The organism is Tamlana sedimenti, assembly GCF_038148895.1.
Taxonomy (GTDB): domain Bacteria; phylum Bacteroidota; class Bacteroidia; order Flavobacteriales; family Flavobacteriaceae; genus Tamlana.
Genome location: NZ_JBBVGQ010000001.1, coordinates 756,318 through 777,000, shown reverse-complemented (window position 1 = coordinate 777,000; position 20,683 = coordinate 756,318). Strand labels below are relative to the sequence as shown.

General features: G+C 33.1%; 20 protein-coding genes. 13 read left to right on the top strand and 7 right to left on the bottom strand.

Annotated features, from left to right (window positions below):
• Position 1: 1 nt before the first annotated feature.
• Positions 2-922: a sulfotransferase family protein gene (locus WJN01_RS03435; protein WP_445195760.1), complete on the bottom strand. Its 921-nt coding sequence runs from the start codon at positions 920-922 to the stop codon at positions 2-4.
• Between the two features lie 129 nt (positions 923-1,051).
• Here WJN01_RS03435 and WJN01_RS03430 point away from each other — a divergent pair, with 129 nt between their 5' ends.
• From WJN01_RS03430 to WJN01_RS03395, 8 genes are read left to right on the top strand one after another with little or no spacing between them, the layout of a single operon-like run.
• Entirely contained in the window at positions 1,052-1,804 is a 753-nt protein-coding gene (locus tag WJN01_RS03430; protein ID WP_445195759.1) for a glycosyltransferase family 2 protein, read from the top strand.
• 22 nt (positions 1,805-1,826) lie between these two features.
• The gene (locus WJN01_RS03425) at positions 1,827-2,996 is read left to right on the top strand and encodes a glycosyltransferase family 4 protein (protein WP_445195758.1); all 1,170 of its coding nucleotides are present in this window, start codon (positions 1,827-1,829) and stop codon (positions 2,994-2,996) included.
• A gap of 18 nt (positions 2,997-3,014) precedes the next feature.
• Positions 3,015-4,301, top strand: coding sequence for a hypothetical protein (locus tag WJN01_RS03420; RefSeq protein ID WP_445195757.1), 1,287 nt, complete (start codon positions 3,015-3,017; stop codon positions 4,299-4,301).
• On the top strand, positions 4,276-5,373 hold the full coding sequence (locus tag WJN01_RS03415) for a DUF1972 domain-containing protein (RefSeq protein ID WP_445195756.1): 1,098 nt from the start codon (positions 4,276-4,278) through the stop codon (positions 5,371-5,373). The genes WJN01_RS03420 and WJN01_RS03415 overlap by 26 nt, the downstream gene beginning before the upstream one ends.
• The gene (locus WJN01_RS03410) at positions 5,348-6,601 is read left to right on the top strand and encodes an O-antigen ligase family protein (protein ID WP_445195755.1); all 1,254 of its coding nucleotides are present in this window, start codon (positions 5,348-5,350) and stop codon (positions 6,599-6,601) included. The genes WJN01_RS03415 and WJN01_RS03410 overlap by 26 nt, the downstream gene beginning before the upstream one ends.
• 59 nt (positions 6,602-6,660) lie before the next feature.
• Entirely contained in the window at positions 6,661-8,067 is a 1,407-nt protein-coding gene (locus WJN01_RS03405) for a UDP-glucose 6-dehydrogenase (RefSeq protein ID WP_445195754.1), read from the top strand.
• 10 nt (positions 8,068-8,077) lie between these two features.
• Positions 8,078-9,064: a UDP-glucuronic acid decarboxylase family protein gene (locus WJN01_RS03400; protein WP_445195753.1), complete on the top strand. Its 987-nt coding sequence runs from the start codon at positions 8,078-8,080 to the stop codon at positions 9,062-9,064.
• A gap of 1 nt (position 9,065) precedes the next feature.
• The gene (locus WJN01_RS03395; RefSeq protein ID WP_445195752.1) at positions 9,066-10,421 is read left to right on the top strand and encodes an undecaprenyl-phosphate glucose phosphotransferase; all 1,356 of its coding nucleotides are present in this window, start codon (positions 9,066-9,068) and stop codon (positions 10,419-10,421) included.
• Here WJN01_RS03395 and WJN01_RS03390 read toward each other — a convergent pair.
• Genes WJN01_RS03390 through WJN01_RS03380 form a run of 3 tightly spaced genes read right to left on the bottom strand, consistent with a single transcriptional unit; the run spans position 10,418 to position 13,992 of the window.
• Positions 10,418-11,581, bottom strand: coding sequence for a glycosyltransferase family 4 protein (locus tag WJN01_RS03390; RefSeq protein ID WP_445195751.1), 1,164 nt, complete (start codon positions 11,579-11,581; stop codon positions 10,418-10,420). The genes WJN01_RS03395 and WJN01_RS03390 overlap by 4 nt on opposite strands.
• Positions 11,582-12,676: a non-hydrolyzing UDP-N-acetylglucosamine 2-epimerase gene (gene wecB / locus WJN01_RS03385; protein ID WP_445195750.1), complete on the bottom strand. Its 1,095-nt coding sequence runs from the start codon at positions 12,674-12,676 to the stop codon at positions 11,582-11,584.
• Entirely contained in the window at positions 12,673-13,992 is a 1,320-nt protein-coding gene (locus tag WJN01_RS03380) for a phenylacetate--CoA ligase family protein (RefSeq protein ID WP_445195749.1), read from the bottom strand. The genes wecB and WJN01_RS03380 overlap by 4 nt, the downstream gene beginning before the upstream one ends.
• 91 nt (positions 13,993-14,083) lie before the next feature.
• Here WJN01_RS03380 and purD point away from each other — a divergent pair, with 91 nt between their 5' ends.
• Positions 14,084-15,358 (top strand): phosphoribosylamine--glycine ligase, encoded by a 1,275-nt coding sequence (gene purD, locus WJN01_RS03375; RefSeq protein ID WP_445195748.1) that lies wholly within the window; start codon positions 14,084-14,086, stop codon positions 15,356-15,358.
• On the opposite strand, the gene WJN01_RS03370 is transcribed toward purD, so the two are convergent.
• Complete coding sequence (locus tag WJN01_RS03370; protein WP_445195747.1) at positions 15,353-15,580, bottom strand: DUF6341 family protein; 228 nt, start codon at positions 15,578-15,580, stop codon at positions 15,353-15,355. The two genes, purD and WJN01_RS03370, sit on opposite strands and share 6 nt — an antisense overlap.
• A gap of 73 nt (positions 15,581-15,653) precedes the next feature.
• Between WJN01_RS03370 and WJN01_RS03365 the strand changes: the two genes are divergently transcribed.
• Complete coding sequence (locus tag WJN01_RS03365; protein ID WP_445195746.1) at positions 15,654-16,577, top strand: DUF6427 family protein; 924 nt, start codon at positions 15,654-15,656, stop codon at positions 16,575-16,577.
• Here WJN01_RS03365 and upp read toward each other — a convergent pair.
• Positions 16,566-17,225, bottom strand: a complete 660-nt coding sequence (gene upp / locus WJN01_RS03360) for a uracil phosphoribosyltransferase (protein ID WP_445195745.1) — start codon at positions 17,223-17,225, stop codon at positions 16,566-16,568. The genes WJN01_RS03365 and upp overlap by 12 nt on opposite strands.
• 69 nt (positions 17,226-17,294) lie before the next feature.
• Between upp and WJN01_RS03355 the strand changes: the two genes are divergently transcribed.
• Complete coding sequence (locus WJN01_RS03355) at positions 17,295-17,900, top strand: DUF4254 domain-containing protein (RefSeq protein WP_445195744.1); 606 nt, start codon at positions 17,295-17,297, stop codon at positions 17,898-17,900.
• A 39-nt stretch (positions 17,901-17,939) separates the two neighbouring features.
• Complete coding sequence (locus WJN01_RS03350) at positions 17,940-18,959, top strand: glycosyltransferase family 9 protein (RefSeq protein WP_445195743.1); 1,020 nt, start codon at positions 17,940-17,942, stop codon at positions 18,957-18,959.
• Between the two features lie 109 nt (positions 18,960-19,068).
• On the opposite strand, the gene WJN01_RS03345 is transcribed toward WJN01_RS03350, so the two are convergent.
• Complete coding sequence (locus WJN01_RS03345; RefSeq protein ID WP_445195742.1) at positions 19,069-20,130, bottom strand: 2Fe-2S iron-sulfur cluster-binding protein; 1,062 nt, start codon at positions 20,128-20,130, stop codon at positions 19,069-19,071.
• Between the two features lie 136 nt (positions 20,131-20,266).
• On the opposite strand from WJN01_RS03345, the gene WJN01_RS03340 reads away from it, so the two are divergent.
• Positions 20,267-20,674 carry a DUF2059 domain-containing protein gene (locus WJN01_RS03340; protein ID WP_445195741.1) on the top strand — a complete coding sequence of 136 codons (408 nt, stop codon included), beginning with the start codon at positions 20,267-20,269 and terminating at the stop codon, positions 20,672-20,674.
• Positions 20,675-20,683 lie beyond the last annotated feature (9 nt).

Sequence of the window (20,683 nt, the reverse complement as noted above, 5' to 3'; positions counted from 1 at the left end):
ACTACTTCCAAGCATCCAATTTTTTGTCGAGCAGTTTTTCTAAACCCAAAACTTCTCGCTCGAAAGCGGAAGATAAATAATCAAAGGCTTCTTTGCTTATTTCAGGTTTACTTGAGTTTTTAAAAAGGAAAGCATTCTGGATGAACTTTTTTAACCAACGTGGCGTTACATTCCTGGCAAAATCAAATTTTTCTTTCTTCCTTAATAAAAGCTTTGAAATTTTCCCTTTAGGAGACCTGTACACATTATGTTTTTTATCCAAATCCAATTCACCCGGTTTAAAATTGGGCAGGCGTAAAAACTCCAAAACGGAATTTATTCCTTTCTGTGTGTCCTTAAAAAACTCTTCGTATATAATTACTTTGATGTTTTCTTTTTTAAATACGTTATAATAGGATTTCACTTGTGAAAAATACATTCCCAATTCTTTATAAAGCATTACTTTGCCATCTCCCCATACCTTAGGAAAAGTATTTTCATCTCTAATTAATGCTTTTAAAAAATCATCTTCTTTTTCAACACCACTCTTTATATTCATTAAATAATGGGAGAAGGCCCTATTTATTGGATTTCTCAAAATAATAATAATCTTAGCATTAGGGAAATCGTCATAAATTCTTTTGGCTGAATTTTTATCCCATAAGTAAGACGGGCTTGCATCGCCCACAACAGAATAGTTTTTTGAATCCTTATAAAGAGAATAATAAACATCCCTGTCATTTATGATTTTATTGTGATAGAATTTTTTTGGTTTAGGATTATTGTATACCAACTTATCTTCAGATTCAATATCAGAATAATAATTAGGTTCTTTAACTAGGGGGAAAAACACATCTGAATGGCTTTTAAGATAATTATAAAGTGAAGTTGTTCCCGATTTTGCTGCACCAACAATAAATAAATTAATATTTGGTTTTCCCATTCAGTTATTATTTACAAGTCCGTAAAGATATTTATTTGTGCATTATAAGCAGAATAATATTTTTTAAAATTAATATCTTTGCGCATCTAGAAAACAGCTTTACAGAATTGCCTCACGATAAAAACATTAATGAAATATACTGTAATAACAGCTACCTTTAATAGTGATAAGACTGTTACAGAAACATTTAATTCTATCTTAAATCAATCCTACAAGGGAGATATTGAGTATATAGTGGTTGATGGGTGCTCTACCGACCAAACAGTTGATATAATTAAATCTTACCAAGAAAAGTTTCAGTTAAAAGGAATTTCGTTTAAATGGATATCAGAAAAAGACAATGGCATTTATGATGCATGGAATAAGGGATTAAATATTGCAACTGGAGATTGGATTTCATTTTTAGGCTCTGATGACATATATTTAAAAAATGCCCTCGAACTTTACAACGAAACAATATCAAATTTAGAATACCCCAAGGATTTAGTGTATTCAAATGTGGATGTTATAAAAAACAATAAAACAATTAGGGTAATAAATGGCTTGTGGTCATGGAAAATATTTCGGAGAAAAATGAATATTGGCCATGTAGGTGCTTTTCATAACAAGGAATATTTCAAAATCCATGGTAATTATGATGCAGATTACAAAATAGCAGGAGATTATGAATTGCTTCTGAGGGCAAAAGAAAATTTGAAAACAGCCAAAGTAACCTCAACTACCGCCAAGATGGCCTATGGCGGAATTAGCAATAAATTAATTTTTAAGGCTTTCAGTGAATCCATAAAAGCCAAGTGCCAGACGGGTAAATTAAACATTCTTCTTTGTTATTTAGATTTTTTGAAAGAATACTCAATATATTTTTTAAAAAAAGTTATTTAAAAGAGGGGGGTTAGCTAAAAAAATGAAAAAAAAAAGAACTCTTCTTTTTGTACACCAGTCTTCAGAACTATATGGTTCAGACAAGACACTATTCTATTTAGCTAAATCCGTAAACGAAAACATTAATTTTAATGTCATAGTTGTAATTCCCGATGAGGGCCCTTTAAAAAGGTTGCTTGAAGAAAATCACATTGAAGTTATTATTTCCTCGGTAGTAAAAGTATCTCGGGAAATGTTCTCTTTCTGGAACATTGTGTCTTTACCCTTCAATATTGTTTCATCAATAATTAAACTGAACAAAAACCTCAAGGGGCGTAAAATAGATATAATTCATTCTAATACTTTGGCAGTTTTAGTTGGAGGGTTCTATTCTAAAGTTTATGGAATTAGGCACATATGGCATATTCATGAAATTATTGAACACCCTAAGTTGGTCAAGGTTATTTATCCAATAATCGTTAATTTTTTTTCAGATTGTGTTGTATATAACTCCCAAGCCTCTAACCGTTTTTTTTCAAAGGGCAACAAGAGTTTAGAAAAGAAATCAATAACCATTTTAAATGGATTGGACAGAGAGAAAAGTGCTTCTTCAGATGAAGAAATAAAAAACATTCGGAGTTCATTGTTTAAAGTTGAGAAAGATGATATTGTAATCGGATTGGTTGGCAGAATAAACAAATGGAAAGGCCATAGTTTGTTGTTAGGGTCTTTTGGTGAGCTTGTTGGTAAGTATAAAAACATTAAACTTGTTTTTGTGGGTTCAGTTGCACCTAAACAGGAAATTTTAATAAAAAACTTAAAAGCTATAATTGAGGAGAAAGACCTGAATAAAAAGTGCAAAATAATTCCTTTTCAAAATGATATTTGGAAGATTTGGGACAGTATAGATATTGCTGTTGTACCATCCATAGAACCAGAACCCTTTGGGTTAGTAGCCGTGGAAGCAATGTTGGCAGAAAAGCCAGTTATTGCTTCAAACCATGGTGGAGTCAAAGAAATAGTTGTGCATAATAAAACGGGATTTCTTTTTGAGCCCAATAATTCAGGTGAGCTTTGTGTTTTTTTAGAGAAAATGATTACCGATAAAAATAAGATTGCTGAGTTTGGTATCAATGGAAAAAACAGAGCAGAGGAAAAGTTCTCACTAAATAGTTATTCAAAAAAATTTATTGAATTATATTCAAATATTTAAAAGTACATCTCTATTTTAATGAAAATAAGTGTTCAGAAAATATACAAATTCGCTTTTTACAGCTTACTTTTTCTTAATTTGTTTTTAGATTCCATTGAGATAAATTTTGTAGCAGGGTTATTAATCATTTCTTTTATTTCCATTTTTCCTGAAAATAAAATTTCTCAATCATTTTTAAATTTAATTTCACCACTGTTTGTTGTTATTATGGTGTCTTTCTTTGCTGGGTTGTTTTATGAAATTCAACCATATGAAGCGTTACGTGGTTTTGTGTATTTGTTTAAGCCCATTTTATTGATTATTCTAGGCTTTCTTTTGATTAACAAAATAAAAGACAAACACTTTATTTTTAATGCTATAGTCTATACTGCGGCAATTTCTGCAACTATTCACATTTTTGAGTTGTTGGTTTTTTTAGCAAACAACCCATTTTCAGTTACTAGAATTAGAGAATTAGACAGAGATAATTTTATTGAATTGTTTGCTTTAGTAATATTGTCTGTAAATTCAAACAAGATATTTCTTTCTCATACTATCTTAAAAAAACTTAAATTTTTCAGGTTTCTCCTCATAATCTCCTTTGTTTTTTATTTTTCCAGAACAATGTTCATTGCTTTGTTTCTTCTGATTATTGCAATGAAAGGCTATGCTAAAATTTCTTCAAAAGGATTACTTTATATAACTATTTTTACCATTGTCTTTAGTTCGTTTTTTGTTTCTTTGCAATTCATGAACCTTGAAAGGGATAGTAAAGGAATTGATGGCTTTTTGTACAAACTTAAAATAGCTCCGGCTGAGATTTTCAGTCCTGATTTAGATATAGATATTCACAACCATGAAAGTCTTTGGGATCATTGGAGAGCTTATGAAGCATTTAAAGCCATACAACAAATTAAGGACACAAATTATAGTGTTGGATGGTTTTTTGGTAAAGGACTTAGCAGTCAAGTAGACCTTGGTTTTGAAGTCCCTTTAGACGGTAAAAGATTTCAGTATATACCAATTATTCACAATGGATATGTATATGTTTTATTCAAGTCAGGAATATTGGGGCTTTTAATGTACTTTTATTTCCTAGTTTTTGCTTACATGCAATGCTACAAACCATATAAGAATTTAAGCTTAACAATTGTCAACAACTTCATTTCTGGAGTTGCCATTTTTTTTATTCTAACATCATTAATAATTACGGGAATATATAATAAAAGCGATATTATTGTGCTCTTTCTAGGAGGTTTATTTTCACTACAATTATTTTTTTCTAAAACAAATCAAGAGGATGAAAATAGGTATATTAGGAACTAGAGGAATACCTAACTACCATGGTGGTTTTGAACAATTCACTGAATATTTTTCCGTTTACCTATATGAAAATGGACATGACGTTTATGTTTATAATTCAAGTTCTCACCCTTATAAAAAAAAGGATTTTAAAGGGGTGAAAATTATTTCTTGTCTCGATCCCGAAGAAAAGATTGGTACAATGGGACAGTTTGTTTATGACCTAAATTGTATATTAAATGCAAGAAAACAAAACTTTGATATAATTTTGCAATTGGGTTATACAAGTAATTCAGTTTGGTATAAGTTTTTACCTAAAAAACCTTTGATTATTACTAATATGGATGGTTTGGAGTGGAAACGATCAAAATATTCTAAGCCCGTTCAAAAATTTTTAAAATTTGCAGAAAAACTTGCGGTTAAGTCTAGTGATTTTTTAATTGCTGATTCATTAGGAATCCAAAAATACCTTAAATTACAATATAATATTGAATCTGAATATATAGCATATGGAGCAGAACTTTTTAAATTTCCTAATGAGAGTGTTTTAGAAGAATATAAAGTTAGTGGCTTAAAATATAATATGCTTATAGCTAGATTAGAGCCTGAAAATAATATTGAGGTTATTTTAGACGGTGTCAGTCAATCAAAAAGGGAATATCCCTTCTTAGTTATTGGTAAGCATGGTAATAAATTTGGTGAATATTTGAAGCGAAAATTTAAAGATTCAAAAAACATACGTTTTATTGGGGGAGTCTACGACATAGATAAATTAAATAACCTACGATATTATTCAAATTTATATTTTCATGGTCATTCTGTTGGAGGTACCAACCCTTCTCTATTAGAGGCAATGGCTTCGAATGCATTCATAATCGCTCATGATAATGAATTTAATAAATCGATTTTGGGGGATGATGCCTTTTATTTTAAAGAAAAAGAGGATGTGTCATATTTTGTTGATAATTTTTCTAAAAATGATTTTAGTGATAAAACGAAGAATTGTTTCAACAAAATCGAGGAAAATTTTAATTGGGATTCCATAAACAATAAATATTTAAAATATTTGAGTGAGTGCTATAACACCAATAAATAAAATATTTAATAATAATCTATCTGTTTACGTTGTTGGCTTACTTTTGGCAACTTTAATGTTAGATTACGGCTTTGGTAGTTTTAGCTTGGTGCTTCTAGTTTTTTATTCTTTATTTAAATTTTTTACAAAAAATAATAAAGAAGTATTTTTTGATTATAAACTCATCTTTCCTGTTCTTTTATTCCTTTGGTTTTCTTTAACTTACTTTTGGTCTATTGATAAATCGCTTACCTTAAAAGGAATAGGCAGAATCTCTGCATTGTTTTTAGTTCCATTTGCTTTTTCTTTTTTGCCAAAGTTTACGAGACTTGAGTTTTTCAAAATCTTGAAAGCTTATACCGTAGTGAATTTTTTTTTAGGTATAGTGTTTGTAATCACTTCACTCATTCGGTTTCTGGAATCTAGAAAATTAACAGAATTTACATATCATGATTTGGTTAGTGGTTTTAATTTAAACGCTATTTATGTTTCTGTCTTTTTTTCACTGAGTTTTTTTTATTTGTTTTTAAAGCCTAAAAAAAGAATTTATGAAATAGTTTTTTTGATTTTTTTCTTGATGATGATTGTTCTATTGTCATCAAAGACAATAATTTTTTGTTTATTAATTGGAATAATTTTTATCGGGTGGAAAAAAGTCAAGAATAGAACCCCAAAGCTTGTTGAAATAGTGTTGACTTTTTTGGTAATCTGTTTAATTGTGCTTTTAGCAACGAAAGAAATAACTAAAAGGGTAAATGAAGAATTCGTTATAAACTCAGATGAGAAAACAAATTTGTTGCAAGTATTAGAAAAGGATAAATTTTCACAAGTTTACCCTTGGACAGGTACTTCCATTAGACTTTTTCAATTAAGACTTCTCAAAGAACAGATTGAAACCGAACATGTTTTCTTCAATGGTTTTGGCCTCTTTGCCTCTAGAATTGATTTAAAAAAGAGACACGAACAATATGGTACTTATAAGGGCTATCACATATATAATTACCATAATTGCTATGCTCAAGTTTTATCAGAAACGGGAATCATAGGGTTATTATTATTTCTTTTCCTATTAAGTAGCAATATTGTTTTTGCTTTAAAGTCGAATAATTTGTTGTTTGTTTTTTTTAGTTTTGTGGCTCCTGTTTGGAGTTTTACAGAATCATTCTTGTGGGTGCAAAGAGGAATATTCTTTTTTATAATATTTTATTGCTTGTTTAACAGGACAGAATTTTATGAAAACAAAGAATAGAAAGTATAATTTCAACTTTTTCCTTAATCTAATTGTTGTATTAATATAAAGATTTTACAGTGACTAAAATAAAAACTATCTGTTGTATTGGAGCTGGTTACGTTGGTGGGCCTACCATGGCGGTAATAGCCCAAAAATGTCCAGATATAAATGTATCAGTTGTAGACCTTAATGAGGCTAGAATTAAAGCTTGGAATGATGATGATTTATCAAAACTTCCTGTTTTTGAGCCCGGATTGGATAAAATTGTAGAAGAGGCAAGGGGGAAAAATTTATTTTTCTCAACAGATGTTGACAAGGCCATTGATCAAGCCGATATGATTTTTATCTCAGTAAACACACCAACCAAAACCTATGGTAAAGGTAAAGGCATGGCTGCCGATTTAAAATATATTGAATTATGTGCCCGCCAAATTGCTAAGGTTGCCAAGGAAGATAAAATTGTAGTTGAAAAATCTACTTTACCTGTTCGTACGGCTTCAGCTATAAAAAATATTTTAGACCATACTGGCAATGGTGTGAAATTTCAAATTCTATCAAACCCTGAATTCTTGGCTGAGGGTACGGCAGTTCAAGATTTGCTAAAGCCAGATAGGGTTTTAATAGGAGGGGATTCTTCTGAAGAAGGTAAAAATGCTATCCAAGCCTTAAAAGATATTTATGCCAATTGGGTGCCTACAGAAAAAATACTCACAACCAATGTTTGGTCGTCTGAGCTTTCAAAACTAACGGCTAATGCCTTTCTGGCACAGCGTGTATCTTCAATCAATGCAATGTCAGTAATATGTGAAAAAACGGGTGCAGATGTTAGCGAGGTAGCAAAAGCAATTGGTTTAGATTCTAGAATAGGTTCTAAGTTCTTAAAATCATCTGTAGGTTTCGGAGGGTCTTGTTTTCAAAAGGACATCTTAAACTTAGTTTATATAGCCAAAAGCTATGGATTGAATGAAGTAGCTGATTATTGGAAACAGGTAGTCGTTATGAACAACTACCAAAAGAATCGGTTCTCTAATAACATAGTTAGTACGTTATACAACACAGTTTCCGGAAAGAAAATCACGTTCTTTGGTTGGGCTTTTAAAAAAGACACTAACGATACTCGTGAATCTGCTGCTATACAAGTTGCCGATAATTTGTTGAATGAGCAAGCAAATATTGAGGTTTACGACCCAAAAGTGGTTGAGGAATCTATTTATGCTGATTTAGATTATTTAAATACAAGAACTGAAGAAGAAAACAGAAGTTTGTTGAAGGTAAAAGCCGACCCTTATGAAGCAGCGAGGGAGTCACATGCAATAGCTGTTCTAACTGAGTGGGATGAATTTAAAACCTACGATTGGCAAAAGATATATAACCATATGTTAAAACCTGCTTTTGTTTTTGATGGGCGGGGCGTTTTAGACATAAATGAAATGGAAAAAATTGGTTTTGTTTGTTACTCAATAGGAAAAGGTTCATCTAAATAATTTTCAAAAAATGAAGAAAGTTTTAATAACTGGTGCTGCAGGGTTTTTAGGCTCGCATTTATGTGATAAGTTTATTAAAGAAGGCTTTTACGTCATAGCTATGGATAATTTTATTACCGGGGATAAAAAGAATCTTGAGCATTTAGAAAGCCATCCCAATTTTGAGTTTATTGAGCATGATGTAACAGAATTTGTCAAAATAGAAGGTAATCTGGACTATATTTTGCATTTTGCTTCCCCTGCTAGTCCAATAGATTATCTCAAAATACCAATTCAAACATTAAAAGTGGGATCCTTGGGGACTCATAATCTTCTGGGATTGGCCAAGGCAAAAAAGGCAAGAATCTTAATAGCATCAACATCCGAAGTATATGGTGATCCGCTTGTTCACCCTCAGACAGAAGATTACTATGGCAATGTTAACACTATTGGACCAAGAGGGGTTTATGATGAAGCTAAGCGTTTTCAAGAATCTATTACTATGGCCTACCATAGGTTTCATGATATTGAGACAAGGATCGTTCGAATTTTTAATACTTATGGGCCGCGTATGCGACTTAACGATGGGCGTGTAATCCCTGCATTTATTGGGCAGGCATTGCGTGGTGAAGATTTAACGGTTTTTGGAGATGGTTCGCAAACTCGTTCTTTTTGTTATGTTGATGACCAAGTAGAAGGTATTTATCGTTTAATGTTTAGTGATTATTCATATCCTGTTAACATTGGTAACCCCCATGAAATAACAATAAAAGAGTTTGCGGAGGAAATAATTAAGCTTACAGGCACTACACAAAAAATAGTTTATAAAGAACTTCCCCAAAATGACCCACTTCAACGACAACCAGATATAAGCCTTGCAAAAAAAATACTAAATTGGGAGCCTAAAATTGACAGGTCTAAAGGCATGAATATTACCTACAATTATTTTAAAAAACTATCCAAGGAAGAGTTGTTTAAAAGCGAACATAAAGATTTTAAAAACCACATAAAAAAATAAATTGAATACTTTTAAACAGGGTAGATATTCTGGTTTTATAAAGCCCATTTCTTATTTCATAGATTTAAGTATAATTGTTGGTGCTATTTTTTTATTCGAAATTAATTTAAAAAATCTTTATCCTTTTATTTTTTACGCATGTTTTTTTTGGATAATTATTGCATTCAAAAACCATTTTTATGAAGTTCAGAGATATACCAAGGTAGTTCAAATATTTACTCTCCTATTAAGGCAAATTGTCTTTTTCGTTTTTGTTTTATATGCATTTATTGGGTTTTTTAAGCAACCAAATATTAGTAGATGGGCTCTTGGCAATTATCTTGTCTTGGTATTTTTTCTGGTTACGTGCTTTAAATTTTTGGTCTTTTTTTTGTTGAATAAATATAGATCTGCGTTGGGTGGAAATTTTAGAAAGGTCATTGTAATTGGTGACACAGAAAAGACACGTCAGCTTATAAACATTTTTAACACTAGGCCAAGCTTTGGATATAAGTTTATAAAACAATTTTCAGTAAAAGGAGATGAATTTTCCCTTCAAAAGTGTTTTAATTTTATCATAGAAAATGATATTAATGAAATTTATTTTTCTGTTGCAGATTTATCTAATAAACAGATAAATAAACTAATTGATTTTGCTGACAATAATTTGAGGGAACTAAAATTTATTCCGGATAACAAGGACATCTATACAAAAAAATTAAAGTATGAGTATTACGATTATATACCGATTCTTTCATTAAGAACTATACCAATACAGGATACAGTAAATAAATTTACTAAACGGTTTTTTGATATCACTTTTGCCCTTTTTATAATAATTTTTATTTTATCATGGTTAACTCCAATTTTGGCAATAATAATAAAATTGGAATCTAAGGGCCCTGTCTTTTTCAAGCAATCCAGAAACGGATTTAACTATAAAGAGTTTGATTGTTATAAGTTTCGTTCTATGACACCCAACAAAGACGCCCACCTTTACCAAGCTACAAAAGGGGATCAAAGGGTTACTAAAGTAGGTGCTTTTATCAGAAAAACCAGTATTGATGAACTTCCGCAATTTTTTAATGTACTTTTTGGTGATATGTCGGTAGTGGGCCCTCGACCACATATGGTAAGCCATACCAATATGTATGCCCAAAGAATAGATAAATTCATGGTGCGCCATTTTGTAAAACCAGGTATAACAGGCCTAGCCCAAACCAGCGGTTTTAGGGGTGAGGTAGAAACAGATAAGGATATTATTAACCGTGTTAAGTTCGATATTTTTTACATTGAAAACTGGTCGTTGTTGCTCGATTTTAAAATTATAGCACAAACACTTATAAATGCTTTAAAAGGAGAGGATAAAGCTTATTAAAGCCTCTTAATTAGTTGAGATAATTGGTTGTCAAAATCAAAATGCACTTTAGCAGTTTCTTGAATTGATTTTCTAAAATTAAGACTTAGGTTTTTATGATCCAAGGTTGAAATCACTTTGTTAAGAGTATTATAATTTCCAGATTCCGCAATCCATCCTAAATTGTAATCTTCAATAATTTTTTCACCTTCACCACCACCAAAATATAACATAGGGATTCCTAATCTTGTATACTCAAAAATCTTTGAAGGTACAGAACCATAAATTCTGTTTAACAAAGGTATGATGGTTATATCATAGTCCAAAAGTGCTTTGTGAAGTTTTACCCTGGAAACTTCACCATGGTAAACCAAATCAAGATCTGGGTTTTCTAAAATAAAGGATTCTATTTTGGCTTGTTCTGCACCAGCACCATAAATATGAAATTCAATATTGGAATAATCCAGTTCTTTACAAAGTTTGAAAACACCTTGGGCAATGCCCAACAAACCAGCGTACACCATTTTTATTTTTCCTTCTTTAGAAAGATTTCGATTCAATTCTGGTACAGGGAAATCAGGAAAATTACGGTACAAAAAACTATCTTTTTCTGGGTAGAGTGATTTTATATGCTCGAGAATTTCTTCACTCTGCCCCAAAACTAAATCTGCATGTTTATAATTAAAAGCCTCAATCTTTTCAAGTAATTTGTAACTGAAATTCTTTTTAAAGGCACCCAATTCTAGACCAGCAATAGGCCATAAGTCGCTTATGTTTAAAATGAGTTTTCTTTTTTTGGAGCGCAAAAAAAACATAGATGTAAAAGCAACCAATAAAGGTGGTGATTGCACAATAATAGTTTTCGGAATGTTATGCCACATAAAAAACCAAATCAAGCTAAAACTATATGATAGCATGGCGATTAATCGTAACAGTTTATTTTTAGAATTACTCGCATAAATCCACAAGCGATGAATGGTAATATTGTTTTGCGTTGAAGTGTCCTTAAAACGTCCTCTGTAGGCTTCAAAAACACTTCCTCTTGGGTAGTTGGGCAAAGGCGTACAAACTGAAATATTAAAATCATGCTTTTGTAAACCTTCGGCGAGATGAAAAATTCTATTGGATGCAGCTCCTGTTTCAGGTGGAAAGTAATTGGTGATTATGAGAATGTCCTTCATTTACAATTTGAAAATATGTGTTAAATGACTAACTATTCGCTCTGCTGCATGTCCATCCCAAAGCTCTGGAACGCTTCCTTGTTTCCAGTTGCCTGAAAGTAAAATTTTAAAGGCCTTTTCAATTTTTTTGGTATCACTTCCAACCAACAAATTTGTGCCTATATTACAAGTTTCTAGACGCTCTGTACTATCTCTTAGAGTTAAACAAGGCACATTCATAACCGTGGTTTCTTCCGTAATACCGCCAGAATCGGTTATTACCGCTAGGGCATGTTTCACTAAATAATTAAATTCTAAATAGCCCAAAGGGTTTATGTAATGTAAATTTTCAAAATTTAAATCGAGTCCGTCAAGTAGTTTTTGAGTTCTGGGATGAACAGGAAAAATAATGGGGTAATCTTTTCCCAGGGATACAATTTTAGTAATTATATTTTCAAGTTGCACTTCTTCATCAACATTGCTAGGTCTGTGAAGTGTCATTACAAAATAGCCTTTGTTTCTCAAATTCATGTTATCCCAAAAACTAGGCTTTTTCAACCTGCTTTCATTTTTTAACAAAGTGTCAATCATCACGTTTCCAACAAAAAAGATATTGGATTTTGGCACACCTAGTTCTAATAGATTCTCATTGGCGTAACTTGAAGTTGTAAAGAAATAATCGGTTAAGCTGTCGGTCACAATTCGGTTTATTTCTTCAGGCATTTTCATGTCCCCAGAGCGTATTCCTGCTTCAACATGAGCTACTTTTATGTGCGCTTTTTTGGCGACAATGGCACAGGCCATTGTTGAGGTAACATCGCCGACAACCATTACTAAATCACATGGATTTTGTTGCAATTCCTTTTCAAAACCAATCATAATGGCAGCGGTTTGTTCAGCTTGTGTACCGCTTTTAACTTCTAAATTTGTGTCTGGCAATGGAATATTGAGTTCTTCAAAAAAAGTGCCACTCAAATTCTTGTCGTAGTGCTGGCCAGTATGCACGAGCCTATAGCTCATATTAAAACCTTTCCTTTTTTTATTTTGAATTGCCTCAATAATTGGCGCAATTTTCATAAAATTTGGGCGTGCACCTGCAACTATGGTAATTTTCATTGCTTTTTGTTTAAGTAGGATGAAAACTGCTTCAATTTACCACTTTTTGAACGATTCAATTGGTCTTGTTTCTCATAAATAATGTTCAGTCCATTTTCAAGATAGTTTTCCATTTCAGCATTTATTTTTTCTTTTTTCTCATCTGAGAGTTTTCCAGAACTCACGTAAACAATTTTAAATGTATCGGGTTTTAATTGCTCAATTACAAACTCTTTTACATTGCCATTGTCTTCAATAATGCTTTTGGTGATGTAGTAAAACGTTAGTCCAGCAGCTTTTTTTCCACTGGGCAAAATGGCTATATCGTTGGTGCGCCCAATAAGTTTTTCGAGAATAGGATTTTTAATGGTACTGGTCTTCGAAAGTTTTCCGATGTCGCCAATATCATACCGAATAAATGGATGTGCTTTGTTGTAAAGCGAGGTAATAACTATGCGTCCTTCTTCTCCTAAAGGAAGCGGGTTGTCTTGCTCATCTAGAATTTCTACAAATAAGGTTTCGCTGTTAATCTGCCAGTTTCCATCTGGATTTTCAAAGGCAATTAAATCTAGTTCCGAAGCGCCATATTCGTTAATAACTGGCACACCAAATTGGGTTTCCATGAGCTTTTTGTCGTCTTCAAAAAGCATTTCAGAAGTTACAACGCAAGCTTTTAACGATGGACAAACATGGTTTAGGACAATGTCTTTTCTTTGAAGAAATTTAGCGAATTGCACAATGGAACTTGTGTAGCCGTTGATGTAATCAAACCGAGTTGAGCCGAATTTTTTCAAATACTTTTCGAACGAAGCATCGCTTAAATCAAACACCGAAAATCGAAAACGATGACTTAAAGCATCTTTAAAACGTTCTTTATGATAGCCTTTTTTATCTAAAGGAATACCATAAAATCGCGCTTGTTTTGAAGTGTTAAAATCAAGCCCATACCACCCAAAACGGTTTTGAATAACGGCCCAAGTTAAGGCATGGCAAAATTTGTCTTTTGTAAAAATAAATGGGTCACCCGAAGAGCCAGATGTTTTGTTGATGTAAACACTTTTAGGGGTGAAACCTGCTGAGAGTCTTTCGACCAAAGGTTGCTGCAAATGGCTTTTGGTCATTATCGGAACGCGGTTCCAATCATTTAAATCGATGCCTTTTCCAAAAGTTTTGTAAAATGGGTTTTTCTCTAAATGAAAGTTTACAATTTCTTGTTTTTTAGCTTCAACATAAGCTTTAAAATCAGTATCGTTTTTAGCCTGAATATCCTTTAAAGCATCTTTAGCTTCCTTTATAGGAAAGCCGTTTAATCTTAAAGAAAGGTCAAATAAATTCAAACTAAAAAAATATAATCTGTAAAGTAACTAAAAAATATTCGTGTATTAGGGGCATTAATTTTATTTTTGCACGGCACAAACAAACTTAAAAATGAACATTTTAATTCTTGGTTCTGGCGGAAGAGAGCACACTTTCGCTTGGAAAATAGCCCAAAGCCCTAAATGCAAACAATTATTTGTGGCACCCGGTAATTCGGGAACTGCTGAAATAGCCACCAATGTTAATATTGGCGAAACTGAATTTGAAGCTATAAAAAAGCTGGTTTTAGAACAAAACATTGAATTGGTTGTTGTTGGGCCTGAAGCGCCTTTGGTAAAAGGGGTTCATGATTATTTCTTGAATAACGATGCCATTAAACATGTTAAAGTTATTGGCCCACAAAAAGTGGCTGCAGAGCTCGAGGGCAGTAAAGAATTTGCCAAAGAGTTTATGTTTCGCCATAATATTCCAACAGCGGCATATGAAAGTTTTACGGCTGAAACGGTTGAAAAGGGCTATGCATTTTTAGAAAGTTTAAATCCGCCGTATGTTTTAAAAGCAGATGGTTTGGCAGCAGGAAAAGGCGTAGTTATTTTAAATGATTTAGATGAAGCTAAAGCTGAATTAAAAAGCATGCTGGTTGATGCCAAGTTTGGAGCTGCTAGTACCAAAGTGGTCATTGAAGAATTTTTGGATGGTATTGAGTTAAGTTGTTTTGTGTTGACCGATGGCAAAAACTATAAAATCCTTCCAACAGCCAAAGATTATAAACGTATTGGTGAGGGTGACACTGGTTTAAATACAGGTGGTATGGGCGCAGTTTCTCCTGTGCCATTTGCAACTGATGAATTTTTAAACAAAATTGAAGAGCGCATAGTAAAACCTACAATTAATGGTTTTAAAAAAGACAACCTCCCATATGTTGGTTTTGTGTTTATTGGTCTTATTAAAGTAGATAACGACGACCCAAAAGTGATTGAGTACAACGTACGTATGGGGGATCCTGAAACCGAAGTGGTATTTCCGAGGTTAAAAAATGATTTGGTTGAAGTACTCCAAGCCATGGCTAATGGTACTTTGGATAAAATAAACATTGAAATTGATGAACGTGCCGCAACTACAGTAGTTCTCGTTTCTGGAGGATATCCTGAAGCTTACGAAAAAGGTAAAGAAATAATAGGGATTGATGCGGTGAAAGATTCTATACCTTTCCACGCCGGGGCACAATTAAAAGATGGTAAAGTGGTAACCTCTGGTGGTCGTGTTATGGCTATTACGTCATACGGAAATACGTACCAAGAGGCCATAAAAAAATCTTACCAAAGTATAGAAAAACTACATTTTGATAAGATGAACTATCGTAAAGATATTGGATTCGATTTATAGGAACGAATGAGAAGATATGCTTTTATCTTCTTCATTATTGTCATTAAATCCTTTTAACTGTTTCATCCAGTAAACCATGGCTACCAGACCAATAATGCTGAAAATCCAAGAAATTGCATTTGCACCAAACCAACTGTCAAGTTCTAGTGCTCTTAAAGCATCAAAAGGAGCAAAAAGTACATTAACAAATAAATCCTGAATGGCGTAAAAGAAATCTTTCATCTTGTGTTATTTTATTATTTACCAACCATTTTTTAGTTAGTATATTTACTACGCAAAAATACAAAAACGGACAATGATAACAAGTTTTTTTAATAAATCTAAACCAATAAATTTTGTCATTGTATTTTTCGTTACACTTTTAGCTTTTTTAATTGCCAGAATAGAACTTAAAAATGAAGTTGTTTCGGCTCAATTTTTCCTAAAGCAAGCAGTACTTTTCTTAATAGCATTTGTGTCTATTTTGCTTTTAAATTTCATTGTCAGCAAGAATAGCTTGACTAAAAAGAACAACTATGAAATTTTATTGTTCAGCCTTTTCTTGTTGACCATAACACAAACAACAAGAAACTCAGATATACTTTTGTCCAATTTTTTTATACTCCTTGGTTTAAGGCGAATAGTTAGTATTCGTTCACAAAGAGATGTAAAAAAGAAACTTTTTGATGCAGCTTTTTGGGTTGCCGTTGCAAGTTTATTTTATTTTTGGTCTATCCTGTTTTTCATTCTAATCATTCTGTCGCTTGTTTTATATTCAGATAAAAACATAAGGCATTGGATATTGCCTTTTTTGGGGCTTACCACGGTTTTTGTTATTTCAGTTGGAGCATCCATTGTTTTGTATGATAGCTTTTTTGGGATATTTAACACGTCATTCCAAATAAGTTATGATTTCAGCAGTTATAACTCGGCTAAGTATTTAATAGCCATCACAATGCTAATTTCCTTCGGAATATGGTCTTCCATTTTTTACTTGCAGAACATTAAAAAGAAAAAGAAAGCATTTAGGGCCTCATATAAAACCGTTATTTTGGCTGCGGTTCTTGCCTTTTTGATTGTGCTACTAGTTCCTGAAAAAACAGGAAGCGAGTTTTTATTTTTATTTGCACCATTGGCCATAATAATAACCAATTACATAGAAATTATCCAAGAAAAATGGTTCAAGGAAATTTTTGTGTCTGCGCTTATAATAGTGCCTTTTCTGCTTTTATTGTTGTAGTTTTTCACCAAAAGCTAAATCACCGGCATCACCAAGACCGGGAACTATATAACTATTGCTATTCAAAGTTTCATCAATAGCAGCTATCCATAAATGTACGTTTTCAGAGAAATTATTTTTAACAAAATCAACGCCGTCTTGAGCACCAATAACACTTACTAAATGAATTTCCTTGGGAGTGCCATAAGGCTTTAGGGCTTCAAAAGTACTTAACATTGAATGCCCAGTGGCCAGCATAGGGTCTGCCAACACAAGTGTTTTGCCCTCTAAACTTGGGCAAGCCAAATATTCAACAATAATTTCAATTCTTTCGGGGTTGTGTTCGTGGTGTCTGTAAGCAGAAATAAAAGCGTTGTCGGCAGTATCAAAATAATTGAGTAAACCATTATGTAAAGGTATTCCAGCTCTTAAAATGGAACATAAAACAATATCATTTTCTGCCAAGTTAGCAGGGGCTTGTCCCAACGGAGTTTCAACATCAGAAGATTTATAGCTCAATGTTTTACTCATTTCATAGCCCAACACCTCACCAATACGTTCAATATTTCTTCTAAATCGCATTCGGTCTTTTTGTACTTCAATATTTCTAATTTCAGAAACAAAGGTGTTCAATATTGAGTTTTGGAGTGAAAGGTTATGAATGTGCATAGCGCCAATTTTTACAATAGTAAAGTTAACTAAATATGAAGTATATTTACACCTTTAAATTTTATTAGCATGTTTACCACAAAAGCAAACAAAATATTTCAAGACGTTATAGAAAAATACCACATTGTCAATTCGGTTGACCAACCTTTTGAGAATGCTTACCCAGAAAGTGATTTAATAGAACATTTATTATATAGAAAATGTTGGATTGATACCGTACAATGGCATTACGAAGATATTATTCGCGACCCACAAATAGATCCTGTTGCAGCGTTAAAACTTAAACGCCAGATTGATGCTTCAAATCAAGACAGAACGGATATGGTAGAATACATTGACAGCTATTTTCTTGAAAAATATAAACATGTAACACCTAAAAAGAACGCCACAATCAATACCGAAAGCCCAGCTTGGGGAATTGACAGGCTATCTATTTTGGCGCTAAAAATTTATCACATGAATGAAGAGGCAATGCGTAAAGATGCTTCTGAATCCCACAAGGCAGCATGCCAAAAGAAATTAGATGTTTTGCTGGAGCAACGTGTTGATTTATCTACTGCCATTGACACGCTTTTGAAGGATATTGAAAACGGAGACAAGTACATGAAAGTTTATAAACAAATGAAAATGTACAATGACGATGAGCTAAACCCTGTTCTTCGCTCACAAAAATAAAATCCCTGTGAGAACAGGAATCTCATCTCAAAAATTTAGATGCCAGAATCTAAAAAGCATATTTTAGTTATTCGCCTGTCAGCTATGGGCGATGTGGCTATGACGGTTCCTGTTCTACATGCACTTACAAAGCAACATCCCGATTTAAACATAACAGTTTTAACTCGGGCTTTTTTCGCGCCTTTTTTTAGGGATATTCCAAATGTAAACGTCGCTATTGCTGAGGTAGACACAAAGCACAAAGGTGTTTTCGGACTCTACAAATTGGCTAGAGCACTCAATAAAAGCAAGTTTTATGTTGTTGCCGATTTGCACAATGTTTTAAGAACCAAAATTCTAAAAAAATTCTTGAGGTGTAAACGGTTTATTTCTATTGATAAGGGCAGAAAAGAAAAGCGGGAATTAACTTCTGGAAAAATATTTAAGCCTTTAAGAACAACACACCAACGCTATGCCGATGTTTTTAGTGCCTTGGGATATGTGGTAGATTTATCAAATCCGTCATTTCCTGACAAAGCTATTTTAAGTGAAAATCTCCAAGAATTAATTGGCGACAAAGCCGAGAAACTTATAGGAATAGCTCCTTTTGCAGCTCACGAAGGTAAAATGTATCCTTTGGAACTCATTAAAATTGTCATTGAAGAGATTTCAAAGAATTACAAAGTCATCTTATTTGGAGGCGGAGAAAAGGAAGAAGCGATTTTAAACGATTTACAGAAGGCATATAAAAACGTTATTAGTCTTGCTGGGAAACTGACTTTAGAGGAAGAAATGGATATTATTTCAAATTTGGATTTGATGGTTTCCATGGATTCTGGAAATGCCCATATTGCCGCAATGTTAGGGGTAAAAACAATTACCATTTGGGGGGTTACACATCCATACGCAGGATTTGCACCATTCAATCAACCTGAAGATTATGCTTTGTTGGCAGATAGAAATCAATTCCCAAAAATACCGACCTCGGTTTACGGCAATAAATATCCAGAACATTACAAAGAAGCGGCGGGCAGTGTATCTCCTGAAACTATAATTGCTAAAATTAAGTCGATAATTTAAATGCTGTCATTCCTGCGAAGGCAGGAATCCATATTAAGCTTCACGAATATTTTACAGGTTATAATTAAAAAGATTCCCGCCTACGCGGGAATGACAAATAGAGTAATGTTTACACATCATCATAATCCACCGAAATACTTGCTGTGGTTGGATGTGCCTGACAAGTTAGAATTAATCCTTCGGCCACTTCACTTTCAGTTAAAATGTTGTTTTGCCTCATTTTGGCCTCGCCCTCAGTAATTCTAGCTAAGCAACTACTGCAAATACCACCTTGACATGAATAAGGCGCATCTAAATCTTCATCTAATGCTGCTTCAAGTATGGTTTGTTTTTGGGACATTTCAAAAGTTGTGGTCTCGTCATCAACCGTAATGGTAATTTTTGTTTTTCCATCTTCAACGGTTTCCTCTTCTTCTACTTCTGCAGATTTTGCGGCTTTAAATAATTCAAAATGAATTCTGCCCTCATCAACATCATGGCTAGTTAAAACATCTTTTACGGTATGGATCATGGCTTCCGGGCCACATAGATAATAAGCATCAACTTCAATATGTTTGTGCTTATTTTTCATTACATAATTAACCGTACTCTTTTCAATCCTTCCAAAAATGGAATCGTCATCTTCATCCCGCTGGCTAAACACAAACTGAATGGAAAAACGTTCATTGTAATCATGCTGAAGTTGCAAGAGCTCGTTTAAAAACATGGTTTCTTCTGTGGTTTTGTTGCCATATACCAAAATGACTTTACTGTAAACCTCTTCCTCTAAAGCACATTTAATAATGCTTAAAATGGGGGTAATGCCGCTACCGGCAGCAAATAATGCAATGTTTTTGGTTTTGGAATCGTTGGGGGTGAATGTAAATCGCCCTTTCGGCGCTGCAACGTCAAGGGTGTCACCAACTTTTAAGGTGTTATTGGCATAAGCCGAAAATGTGCCATCTTTCACTTCCTTTACAGCAACCTTTAAATCACCACTCTTTGGTGAACTGCACAAGGAGTAATCTCTGCGTAATTCATGGCCATTAATCGTTTTCTTCACGGTAATGTATTGTCCAGCCTGAAAAGAAAAGGTTTCTTTTAAATTTTCTGGAACTTCAAACAGAATACTAATGGATTTATCGGTTTCTCTGTTAATATGCTTTACGGAAAGCGTATGAAATGATGACATGTGAAATTATTTTTAGCAAAAATAGTGAAGTTGGTTTGTAAATTTTAAATTTGGTTGTAACAATTGGTTTAAAAACTTTACTAACAATTGTATTCAGAAGAAACAAAGCAAACATTAACCATCAAAAATTCTTAAAATGAAAAAAGTATTACTAATATGTTTACTTTCAGTTGCATTTATTCTACAGATTGAAGCTCAAGAAAATTCAGAATTTAAAAATGAAACCATAGAGTTTTTAAAATTAACAGGTGCTGGTGCCGCTTTTGAAAATGCTATTGCGCAGATTGGCACCATGGTTACAGAAGGCAATAAAGAAGCGTACACTGAAGAAGCTAAGGGCACATTGGTAGGGCTTTACGAAAAAATGGCAGAGCTTTACATGGGTGAGTTTACTCGAGAGGAAATTAAGCAACTAACCGCCTTTTACGAATCGGATTTAGGGAAAAAATTAGCTTCTAAACAATTGGGCTTAACGCAAAAAGCGATAACATTTGGTCAAACTTGGGGGATGGAAGTTCAAGGTATTGCCCAAAAGTATCAATAAATCCAAATT

What these genes read in the sequence shown, in the direction of transcription:
- WJN01_RS03435 (WP_445195760.1), bottom strand. Translation starts at nt 922, where the DNA reads ATGGGAAAACCAAATATTAATTTATTTATTGTTGGTGCAGCAAAATCG.
- WJN01_RS03430 (WP_445195759.1), top strand. Translation starts at nt 1,052, where the DNA reads ATGAAATATACTGTAATAACAGCTACCTTTAATAGTGATAAGACTGTT.
- WJN01_RS03425 (WP_445195758.1), top strand. Translation starts at nt 1,827, where the DNA reads ATGAAAAAAAAAAGAACTCTTCTTTTTGTACACCAGTCTTCAGAACTA.
- WJN01_RS03420 (WP_445195757.1), top strand. Translation starts at nt 3,015, where the DNA reads ATGAAAATAAGTGTTCAGAAAATATACAAATTCGCTTTTTACAGCTTA.
- WJN01_RS03415 (WP_445195756.1), top strand. Translation starts at nt 4,276, where the DNA reads ATGAAAATAGGTATATTAGGAACTAGAGGAATACCTAACTACCATGGT.
- WJN01_RS03400 (WP_445195753.1), top strand. Translation starts at nt 8,078, where the DNA reads ATGAAGAAAGTTTTAATAACTGGTGCTGCAGGGTTTTTAGGCTCGCAT.
- WJN01_RS03390 (WP_445195751.1), bottom strand. Translation starts at nt 11,581, where the DNA reads ATGAAGGACATTCTCATAATCACCAATTACTTTCCACCTGAAACAGGA.
- wecB (WP_445195750.1), bottom strand. Translation starts at nt 12,676, where the DNA reads ATGAAAATTACCATAGTTGCAGGTGCACGCCCAAATTTTATGAAAATT.
- purD (WP_445195748.1), top strand. Translation starts at nt 14,084, where the DNA reads ATGAACATTTTAATTCTTGGTTCTGGCGGAAGAGAGCACACTTTCGCT.
- WJN01_RS03370 (WP_445195747.1), bottom strand. Translation starts at nt 15,580, where the DNA reads ATGAAAGATTTCTTTTACGCCATTCAGGATTTATTTGTTAATGTACTT.
- WJN01_RS03365 (WP_445195746.1), top strand. Translation starts at nt 15,654, where the DNA reads ATGATAACAAGTTTTTTTAATAAATCTAAACCAATAAATTTTGTCATT.
- upp (WP_445195745.1), bottom strand. Translation starts at nt 17,225, where the DNA reads ATGCACATTCATAACCTTTCACTCCAAAACTCAATATTGAACACCTTT.
- WJN01_RS03355 (WP_445195744.1), top strand. Translation starts at nt 17,295, where the DNA reads ATGTTTACCACAAAAGCAAACAAAATATTTCAAGACGTTATAGAAAAA.
- WJN01_RS03350 (WP_445195743.1), top strand. Translation starts at nt 17,940, where the DNA reads ATGCCAGAATCTAAAAAGCATATTTTAGTTATTCGCCTGTCAGCTATG.
- WJN01_RS03345 (WP_445195742.1), bottom strand. Translation starts at nt 20,130, where the DNA reads ATGTCATCATTTCATACGCTTTCCGTAAAGCATATTAACAGAGAAACC.
- WJN01_RS03340 (WP_445195741.1), top strand. Translation starts at nt 20,267, where the DNA reads ATGAAAAAAGTATTACTAATATGTTTACTTTCAGTTGCATTTATTCTA.